General features: G+C 40.6%; 9 protein-coding genes and 1 pseudogene. 3 read left to right on the forward strand and 7 right to left on the reverse strand.

Annotated elements, in window-relative coordinates; genetic code table 11:
• Positions 1-52 precede the first annotated feature (52 nt).
• The 5 genes from PSI22_RS11530 to PSI22_RS11550 form a co-directional block, all read right to left on the reverse strand.
• Positions 53-448, reverse strand: coding sequence for a DUF1240 domain-containing protein (locus tag PSI22_RS11530; RefSeq protein WP_038222693.1), 396 nt, complete (start codon positions 446-448; stop codon positions 53-55).
• A complete protein-coding gene (locus PSI22_RS11535) occupies positions 445-1,410 on the reverse strand; it encodes a hypothetical protein (RefSeq protein WP_080718300.1) in 966 nt (321 codons plus the stop codon). Before PSI22_RS11535 ends, PSI22_RS11530 begins: the two co-directional genes overlap by 4 nt.
• Positions 1,411-1,948: 538 nt before the next feature.
• Complete coding sequence (locus PSI22_RS11540; protein WP_273579870.1) at positions 1,949-4,357, reverse strand: primase-like DNA-binding domain-containing protein; 2,409 nt, start codon at positions 4,355-4,357, stop codon at positions 1,949-1,951.
• 2 nt (positions 4,358-4,359) lie between these two features.
• A complete protein-coding gene (locus tag PSI22_RS11545; RefSeq protein WP_273579871.1) occupies positions 4,360-4,767 on the reverse strand; it encodes a hypothetical protein in 408 nt (135 codons plus the stop codon).
• On the reverse strand, positions 4,757-4,951 hold the full coding sequence (locus tag PSI22_RS11550) for a hypothetical protein (protein ID WP_273579872.1): 195 nt from the start codon (positions 4,949-4,951) through the stop codon (positions 4,757-4,759). Before PSI22_RS11550 ends, PSI22_RS11545 begins: the two co-directional genes overlap by 11 nt.
• A gap of 49 nt (positions 4,952-5,000) precedes the next feature.
• On the opposite strand from PSI22_RS11550, the gene PSI22_RS21505 reads away from it, so the two are divergent.
• The gene (locus tag PSI22_RS21505) at positions 5,001-5,192 is read left to right on the forward strand and encodes a hypothetical protein (RefSeq protein ID WP_038204309.1); all 192 of its coding nucleotides are present in this window, start codon (positions 5,001-5,003) and stop codon (positions 5,190-5,192) included.
• 113 nt (positions 5,193-5,305) lie between these two features.
• Here PSI22_RS21505 and PSI22_RS11560 read toward each other — a convergent pair whose 3' ends face one another.
• The gene (locus PSI22_RS11560; RefSeq protein WP_038204307.1) at positions 5,306-5,515 is read right to left on the reverse strand and encodes a helix-turn-helix domain-containing protein; all 210 of its coding nucleotides are present in this window, start codon (positions 5,513-5,515) and stop codon (positions 5,306-5,308) included.
• A 180-nt stretch (positions 5,516-5,695) separates the two neighbouring features.
• Positions 5,696-7,028 (reverse strand): annotated as a pseudogene (locus PSI22_RS11565) (site-specific integrase).
• A gap of 1,010 nt (positions 7,029-8,038) precedes the next feature.
• Between PSI22_RS11565 and PSI22_RS11570 the strand changes: the two are divergent.
• A complete protein-coding gene (locus tag PSI22_RS11570) occupies positions 8,039-8,266 on the forward strand; it encodes an AlpA family phage regulatory protein (protein WP_273579873.1) in 228 nt (75 codons plus the stop codon).
• Positions 8,267-8,651: 385 nt separating this feature from the next.
• A partial coding sequence (locus tag PSI22_RS11575) for a YagK/YfjJ domain-containing protein (protein ID WP_273579874.1) occupies positions 8,652-9,125 on the forward strand: 474 nt, incomplete at its 3' end.

The following is a 9,125-nucleotide window of genomic DNA, read 5'->3' on the forward strand; positions in this document are numbered from 1 at the left end:
ATTTAGAGGCTAAACAAGGGGAAACATGAAGACAAAATATTTACAAAACTTTTCATTTACAAAGTAATAAATTTTTTACGTAGGTTGTTGGTGACATCCACGATATTTTATCACATGTCAAATAACCATCATTTTTTAACTTATAATCAACATAAAAAGAGATAGGTAAGCTAATGACAAATGATGCAATCATCAATCTACTCAGGTACTTAACAAGTATCTTGTTGTATTTAGGTAATCTATCAAATATAAAGAAAAAAATAGAACCTGATAAAGAGTAAAATATTATAGGGAAAGATAGAATACTTATAATAACTGCGCTGGAGAATGTTATTTCATCTTTCATTAATACTAATGAAACAGCAGATTTAATAATGAAGTACATCAGAAATGTAAGGAATAATAACAATATTACTCCACCCAAGGCTTTTAAATATTTGCTATTCACCTAATTCTTCCCATCGTATTAAAAAAATATTGTAAGTCTGCTTCCGGTGTTCTTGGCTTTCTCTTCATTTCTTCTTTCAAAAGTGCTATTAATTTTTCGCTTATTCCATATTGCTTATCAACAAGATCTAAACCGATAGCCACTAGAATTCCAACAGCTAAAACTATTCCCGCAACAACAATAATACTTCCACCTACCAAAGCAGTGGCAGTTAAAAGTGATCCTACAATCCAAGAGGAAGCAGCAATAATAGCAGTTTTAGCCATATCCATTGTTATGTTGCCGATAAAATCGGCTAAAGTATATTCATCCTTAAAAATACTTTCTATCAATCTATAGCCAATCGAAAAGACAATACAGAATCTAACACCTTTGATAATACTAGCATTAAGACCCTGCTGTCCTATCCCCATGGTTAACATTTGAGGGTGGCTAGCACCGTATCGGGTTCCCCTGACAAGACGCCTAAGACCAGCATGACCTGACAGATGAATATATTTTTTCCCATTTTCTCCCACATAGGTTTTTGCAGTAATACTTAACCTCTTAAATTCCCGGCAAACATCAGAAAACCCATGTGAATCATAAATATTTCCCGCATAGGTGGAAATAGGATCTGTGACAGAAAATACATACGCCATAGGATTTTTTTTCTTGTTATCTACTTCCGTGCCTCTTGCAAATTCGTCTCCGTAACTTAGATTTTCTGCTTCCGTACCTCTTGCAAATGCTTCTCCATGACTTGGGGTTTGTGGATGGGAGGGACTGATATCCTCAATAATGCTTTTGGCTTGCGCTAATGTGAGAACAAAGTGATATTGGGTATTATCACTCAATACTTTTTCTAACCCAATGGCATCAAAAAATTCATGCTGGGGTTTTAGCTGATTAATCCCTACATTACCCCTTAAAAAATCGCCCATATAACCATCCCAAGTGGGATTATATTTTTTATGTGTCATTCCTCAATTCTCCGTAGCACTCAATATCAAATTAATAATTGATTGACTTGTGTCAAGATTTCCGATGTAGCATCAATTAAGCAGGATATAACAACAATGCTTACCCATTCCAGCATGGAAAAGATCCACCTTTAAATTTGTGATGAATCTCTATTCTTAAGAAAAATCAGACAATTACTTAATTTTAATTTCAGTCCTACCATAATAAAAAAATTATGCACTAAATTTATTATCCCAGACTCATCCAGCTTTTATTTGCCTGCCAGAGATACCCCCCTAAAAATCTTTTTCGCCTCCTTCGCTGTGCACCCTCTGCATAATTCACTGAACGCCTTGCTACATCTGGGTTTTCCGCAATTAATATGATATTCATTCACTGTATCACCTGTTCACCTATTTTTTACATTAATGAAGAGAATGTATACTAGTGTATAGCTAAAAAATAACTATACACCTATTATTTTCCTTTAAATACAGATAGATATTTAAAATAGTGCATGGAATGCAGACCTAAACCTAAAAGTTTTATACAGCAGGCTTAACTGTTTCGTAACTCAGGTACAGAGGGTAGCCATTCTTCCGCTTCTTCGGATAATTCAACGTTATAAGAGTAACCTTTATTGGTTCGCACTTTCCGATACTCCTTACGATACTCCAGCATAATTTTGGGAAGTGATTCGCCGAACTTGGTCAGTGTGAGCGGTCGCTCAAAGCCGTGTGCTTCCATAAAAGAAAGATAAGCATGATATAAATACATTCTCGGTGCCCGTGGGATGATGTTCTTATTGCCCATCTTCATTCCAGTTGCATCATTGACAGACACCAGATAACCGCAAAAGCGATACAACGGATCAGAATTACTTTTCACTGTTAATGCTTCGTTAGAATCGCGTTGCGCTTGTAGCAGTTTTTTCGCCTTATTCTGGTCGGCAAATTCGTTTAATAAGTGACGAATAATCACAGGCAGTTCCCGACTGATTTTTTCGGATAATAACGGGTCTTTCTCTGATTCTTTCACCGGAATATTAAACGGAAATATCACCCGCCGACGTGCAATACCGCCGTTACGTTCTGTAAAACTCATTGGCTCGTTATTGGTTGCCAATACGACAGCTTTAATCACAGTTGAGAATTGCTTCTCATATTTTCCATCAACTTCAATCAAGTCGCCGCCTGTAATGGCCTTAATGCCTGCCCCTTCACCGACATATTTAACCTGATCGGGCAACGTGATCAGGCTTTTCCCGACAAACTGATAACGGCCTCTGGCTTCATCCAGTGCTCTCATATTACCACTGGCGGTATTGTGTTCCCCTGCCAGTAAGGTAGCAATATAGGTAAAGATACTTTTACCGCTGCCACCTTCTCCTGTGACTTCAATAAATAACTGCCAGTCATAGCGGTTTGCCAGAATCATAAACAGGGCGGCTTTGATACGTGCCATCTTGTTTTCATTACTCCCCGCCGCATGGGATAACCAGCGATAAAAATCTGGGGCATGATCTGGCAAATTTTCACCGACAGCAGGCGGGGTGAATGCAATGCCGTTATGATTCATTAACCAATGTTCCGGCTGATGCGGGGTAAATTGTTGTGTCGATAATTCATACACACCATTACGAAACCCGATTAAATCCTGCCGTTGTTCGCCGATCACAGGCACTTGTAATTTCATGGCATAGATAGCGTTATTGATCCCGTTTGGGCTGTAAGGGGTGTCGTGTTGGTCGAAGATTGCCACCATTGTACGGCGCAGCTCATTATCCGATACGGTTTCCCATGTTGTGCCGTTATAGTGATAAACCATTTCGCTTTCAGGATTGACCGCTACCTTGCCATAGCGTTCGACCACTAGCGCCCCGCGCTGACTGGCTGCCATTTGTGCCAGATTATTATTGGCCTTTTTGGGTTTCTCTGCGTGGATCACTGCCACTTCTTCGACTACTTGCACAGGTGCTTTTCCTTCGAACTGGTATAACCCGCTATTAAATGCCTGCTTTGTTGCCTCGATACCGTAATGCTGGCGATAATCATCCCAATCGGCTTTTAATGCCGTAGGCGGTAGCGTTACCCAGCCATTAATCGCTATAGCGGTCTTCTCCGCTGCGATTTTGCCAACGTTCTTTTTTGGCCTGCCGTTTTTGTCCCGTTCTTCCGGCTCGTTCCAGTCATTATCAGCAGCAAGGATAATTTTCGCGTCTGGCCACTGTTCTCTCACCAGTCCGGCTACTGTCGATAAATTGCTTTCATCGATGGCCGCCAGCACAACGCCTTTATGTAACTGCCTGACCGTTAAAGCGGTGGCGTAACCTTCGGTGATAATGAAAATGTCCGGCGTTCCGGTAATTTTGGATATGGCGATAAAACTGCCTTTCTTCTGCGTACCTGCAACAAGGCGCTTTTCACCGTTCGGCTTAATGGTTTGTCCGCCCGTGATTGTGCCGTCCAGCGTTTGAGTCACCAGCAGCAACGAACCATCTTTTAATAACCGCTGATTGGGGCATTGCAGCCCCTTTTTCAGCAGATATTGAGATTCGCCCTTAACAGCGGTGGCAACCAGTGCCATGATGCGTTCAGCAATAGGTTTTGCTGCTCTAGATTGTTCTTTGGCGATCTTGGGTTCCGGCAAAGGCATTGCCAGCATATCCGCCACCAGCTTAGCCGCTGCAAAGACGGTGATCCCTTTGGTTCTTGCCACCAAATCCAAACCGTCACCGTGATTTGGCTCATCGCACTGGCGACAATGCCAGTCGCCGTTATGGTTATCATCGATAAAGTGAAAACGGTCAGTTCCGCCGCATATCGGGCAAGCACCATGCTTTCCCTTGGCGGGAACATCAACGCCACAAGCGGGCAACAGGTTTTGCCAATAATTGGCGGCGGATTGCTTCACAGCGCGGATTAAGTCAATCGGGCGGCTTTTAGGGTTATGATTTCCTTGACTCATGATCATTCTTCCTCACCATTAACCACCGCATAAAGCGCGTGGTAAACTTCCTGATTGATATCACAGGCCAGCGACAACAAATCATGTAACTCTTCCGAACAATGTTGGCTGGCCTGTTCAAGAATGATTTCATATAAAGAAGTGCATAAGCCCGCGCGAAACGAGGACTGACCTAATGGATCTATTTCCCTGCGTACAATACAATTGACTAATTTATTCACTGGGTTCTGCGGGACGTGTTTCAACAGGTCGCGGTGAACTTCCTGATGAATGCCATGCGCCAGTGCAATCAGGTTATTTAAATTGGTTTCGCATTCATCTTTGGCTTTTTGGGTAATGTACGCGAAAAGTGAAATTCCCAGACCTGCACGATATAGCGCCTGTTTTAATGAGATAGGTTTATTGTTCATAGTGTACCCCCTGAATGGAGGTAAAGCGCATAGAGAGGATTTTAGGCAAACGGGCTTTGCCCTTTCCGATGAGAAAGGTATATTGATACATAGCTACCTCGATATTGTCGTTATCGTTGGTGGTTAGCCCTCGCTCAGTGTTGGTAGCACTGTTCGGGGGCGTTGATTTTATAGGCTTCATCATGTTAAGGTGACCACCTAATACAGATGAGGTTAATGCAATAGGTGGTCACTTGTCAACGATAAAACGAGACAAAAGTCCAAAAGGTGATGGGCAATCCCCACAATTTAGAATGCGTATAACTCCAGAACTGAAAGAACAGTTTGAGGATGCTGCTTTAAAATCAGGAATGAGCCTAGCTAACTGGCTTAAAACTTTAGGGCGTAACGAACTGGAACGATTAGGAATTACGCCTAAAGGTTGAATTGAATATATTTTATTAATTCGGTTCACAAGTTTCTTTATTCTATAAAAATAAAAAGATAATTATTTCAAGGGTAACATTTTCAATGTTACCCTTTTATTTTTTCTTGCTTATTAAGCTGTCTGAACACGGCGAGTTGAAATTAAATAACCATCAAGATCTGATTTAAAATAAATAACCTTACGGCCTATCTTATGATAAGGAATTTTTTCTTTTCCGGTATGTGCCCAATTAGCGAGAGTTTGTGAAGTGACACCAAGATAAGCAGCAGCCTCTGCTCTGGTGAATTTATCTAAAATTGTTGAGGTAGGATGTGTTTTCATTTTTATCACTATGTATTATTGATTATCAGTAGTGATAGATTACTTATAAATAGCAAACTGAAATAGTCGTTCATCTTGTATAATGCAACGTACAGGAAAGAATAAGAATCATTCTATATTTGGCTGAAAACCGAACGAATATCAAAATAACATTGTTCGGTTATGCTGAATTAATAAGTTTCAAGCTTCTTGTTCTGATAACTGAAAAAGAATTTTCTGCTTATCTTCATCACTCATACCCACCAGCATTGAAATAATCCTTTGGTCTAATGTTCTTGTATTCTCTATAAGGCCAGCATGTTCCAGTATGGCCTGTTCAATTTTTTTAGCCGGTTCTTGCAATTCATCAGCGCCAAAATGCAGATAGCCTTGAGTTACATCAGCACTGCGAAATGTCCTGTGATTCAATAACCGTTTCAAAATATAGCTACCAACTCCATTTAGTTCAGCGATTGTACCAAATGTGCGGCGGGCATCATGCCATTTGAATGGTATCGTCTTGAGCATATCCAAATTTGGCTCAGGAACGGTAGCTGCACTGATGCGAGCGATAATATGCCGACATTCTTTGATAACACCTTTCCGACCGGGGAAAACAAGTTTTTGTTCCCCTTGCTTCATCGTTAAACGGCGGCGAAATAAATTCCTTAAAGTGTCAGTAATAGGAAGCTCAAGCGGATCGCCATTTTTGGTTGTTTCTATCCAGAAATAACGACCTCCCATGTTTACACGTTCCCAAGTGAGGTTAAAAATCTCTGCTTGACGTAATCCAGTAAACATAGCCATTTCAACCGCATCACATACAGCGGCTGCGATATCATCCCTTTCATTTTCTGCTTTTACCCGCACATCCACTATAGCTCCTAACCAGCGCTCAAGTTCATGTGTGCGAATACGTTCTATTTTTCTGACTGTGCCATGCCATTTACGTTTTGTACTCAAAACTGCAGTAGGCGGATCAGGTAACAAAACTCTTTCTTTCTCATCCCGATAATGATCATGCGCGAGTTGCTTTGTCAGCACCAAACCAAACCGTGCCATCAGTGATAGCCTTGTGCCTAAGTTCGACACGCTCTCTATTTATTGATACGAGCGGCTGTTGCATCCAGTCACCGGAAAAGTTTGTCAGTATAGAACGGTATTGGTTAGCTGTAGATAGTTTTAATCTATGTCCTCGGTTCGAAATATAAGTTTCTATAGCATCTGATAATGTCACTGTAGCTTTTTCATTGGTACGCTTAACGACATTGGGATTCTGGCCTGTAGTCGCAACCTCACCAAGAACCTCTAGTGCTTTTGCTCTTGCATTATCAATGGTGAGATCAGGAAACCGCCCTAATGTGGCTCGGATAAACTTTCCATTTTTCTTTCTGGAGATACAGAAACTTTTAACGCCGCTAGTACCGATACGAATACGTAACCCGTTTACCAGTGTGTCCCCATATTCGATTTGCCCACGTTCTGCGGATGGTAAGCTCTCTAATTTAGCTTTCGTAAATTTGAACGTTTCCACATCTCCCTCCCTATATTAAAAAAGTGAAAATCTACTTTTCTATCGTTACCAAGCGATTAAGGTATCCTGTGAATCGTTTTCAGGTTCTAGGATACCTATAGGATGCCGTAGACAAGTATTTTAGGTTATTTCTGGTTATTTATACAGTTGTTTTATTGTTCATAATTAATTGAAAATTAAGAATAAGTATAAATAAGTAGAACGTTAATTCCCGCCTCATAATCGCTTGGTCGCTGGTTCAAGTCCAGCAGGGGCCACCAGAATTATCAAGGAGTTAGATGATAAATCATCTAACCCCTTTTTGTTTTTAAGCAGTTTAGGTCAGGTAATGGGTCAGGTAGCATCTTTGGCCTCGTAATGAATCCCTTCAGGCACGACTGCTTATGAATCTAGCCAAACCCCCTTCTGTTGTTTTAATTGAATAACCGAGAAAACCTAATGTATTGTAACCGGATGATTATGACTGTCCCGATCTCCTATAGCCGAAATACTGATTACATCTATGGCTATCCTGCTAAAGATTATTTAGGCCATGACTACTTAGGTCGTACCTCTGATGAGAGCAATGTTCACAATCCACACAAGAACAAGAATGCCTATTTTCAATTTTTCGCTGAAGCTGGAAGTCGAGGCGGGCTTGTCTCAAAAAATCGTGCCAAATTCCGATTAAACCTCATTTGCTACTTGATCAGAAAAGCTCTACGTATCTAGCCTACTGAAAGAAAACTATCAGCATTAGCGGCCGCCTATTCAATTCATGATGAATTTGCAATTCAATTTGAAAAGTCACCAGAGATATACGGTCACGCAAGAAGTCTTGGCTCTTGCGAGCGTTCTGTCGATAAGCCGTATTTAGACTACTTAACTAGGCAAATACGTAAACTCGTCAAAAACGGCCTTCGATTGATTAAATCTTCAGCAAATATGTGGAACCCAGCCCCTGAGTTCGTTTCTGCATAAATTAAAGTGATTCAAAATGCCCAGCATTGAATGATTATTCGGAGCTGGGTATGGCTAATACTGACAACAACATTTCAAAAAAAGAGATTCTGGCGCTCTACGGTATCCAGATTGATAGGCTGGTACGTGAAAAGGAGCGTCAACAGATCACCTCTATTTCTCGTTCTCAAGCATGGAAGCTTGAGAGAACGGGCATGTTTCCAAAACGTAAACACCTCGGTAATAGTAGCTGTGCATGGCTGCTGTCTGATCTTTTGCTTTGGTGCTATCAGAGCTAAGGTTAATGAGATGAATACAACCTCCCCTTTAAACGAAGAATTTAAGCCTATTCCTATAAATGGATATCTTTCGAAGAATGACTTATGCAATTTTTTCAGAATCAGTCGTTCGACTTTAAATCGTTGGATTCGAAACGGTGACATCCCTGGCCCTGAATTCATCGGTAGAATTGAGGTGGGATGGAAGCCTGAATTTTTAAAAGTCTCTCGCACCTAATTTAAAATTAGGTGCACCGACAGGTAGATTACTACCTGTTAATGCTTATTACTTTAGCTATGCACAGAGATGAATCGCTTTTCTCCATTTTGCATCACCGAAAAGTCTTCTAACTGCTGGTGAACAAAGGATTCAGGAATACATAGACTTCAGGATATTTATATTATTATGAGCTTTAATGATTATGTGAGCATGGCTAGTAGTTTTTTTTCATGCAGAAATAAAGTGGGGTTTTATAAGTATCAGAATCATGTCGTGCCTGTATATGAATGGGGAGATATGAGTGTCTATCCAGTAAAGAAAATAATGGATAGTTTTATGGGAGTCGTATGTGAATCCTTTAGTCATACGTCACGTGTGATGATGGCAAGGTTTGATCTAAGGGTAAAAGAATATAATGAAAATAATAGTGTCATTTCTAATTTTACTAAACTGTTAAGAAAGAAAATTAACCAATATTCTCAAGCTGGCGTTCTTCACTTGGTTTGGGTAAGAGAGCAGAACAAGAGCCCTCATCAACATTACCATGCCGCTATTTTCACTGACGGCCACGTAATCTGCCATCCTACCAAGTTACTAAAGCTGATAGAGGGATGCTGGATTACCACGACAGGTGGAAGCTTGAGCATTCCTAAAAACTGT

The organism is Xenorhabdus aichiensis, assembly GCF_028598775.1.
In the GTDB taxonomy this organism is placed as follows: Bacteria; Pseudomonadota; Gammaproteobacteria; order Enterobacterales; family Enterobacteriaceae; genus Xenorhabdus; species Xenorhabdus bovienii.

Excerpts from the sequence above, each read along its gene's own strand:
- PSI22_RS11535 (WP_080718300.1), bottom strand. The coding sequence starts at position 1,410 with ATGACACATAAAAAATATAATCCCACTTGGGATGGTTATATGGGCGAT.
- PSI22_RS11540 (WP_273579870.1), bottom strand. The coding sequence starts at position 4,357 with ATGAGTCAAGGAAATCATAACCCTAAAAGCCGCCCGATTGACTTAATC.
- PSI22_RS11545 (WP_273579871.1), bottom strand. The coding sequence starts at position 4,767 with ATGAACAATAAACCTATCTCATTAAAACAGGCGCTATATCGTGCAGGT.
- PSI22_RS11550 (WP_273579872.1), bottom strand. The coding sequence starts at position 4,951 with ATGATGAAGCCTATAAAATCAACGCCCCCGAACAGTGCTACCAACACT.
- PSI22_RS11560 (WP_038204307.1), bottom strand. The coding sequence starts at position 5,515 with ATGAAAACACATCCTACCTCAACAATTTTAGATAAATTCACCAGAGCA.
- PSI22_RS11570 (WP_273579873.1), top strand. The coding sequence starts at position 8,039 with ATGGCTAATACTGACAACAACATTTCAAAAAAAGAGATTCTGGCGCTC.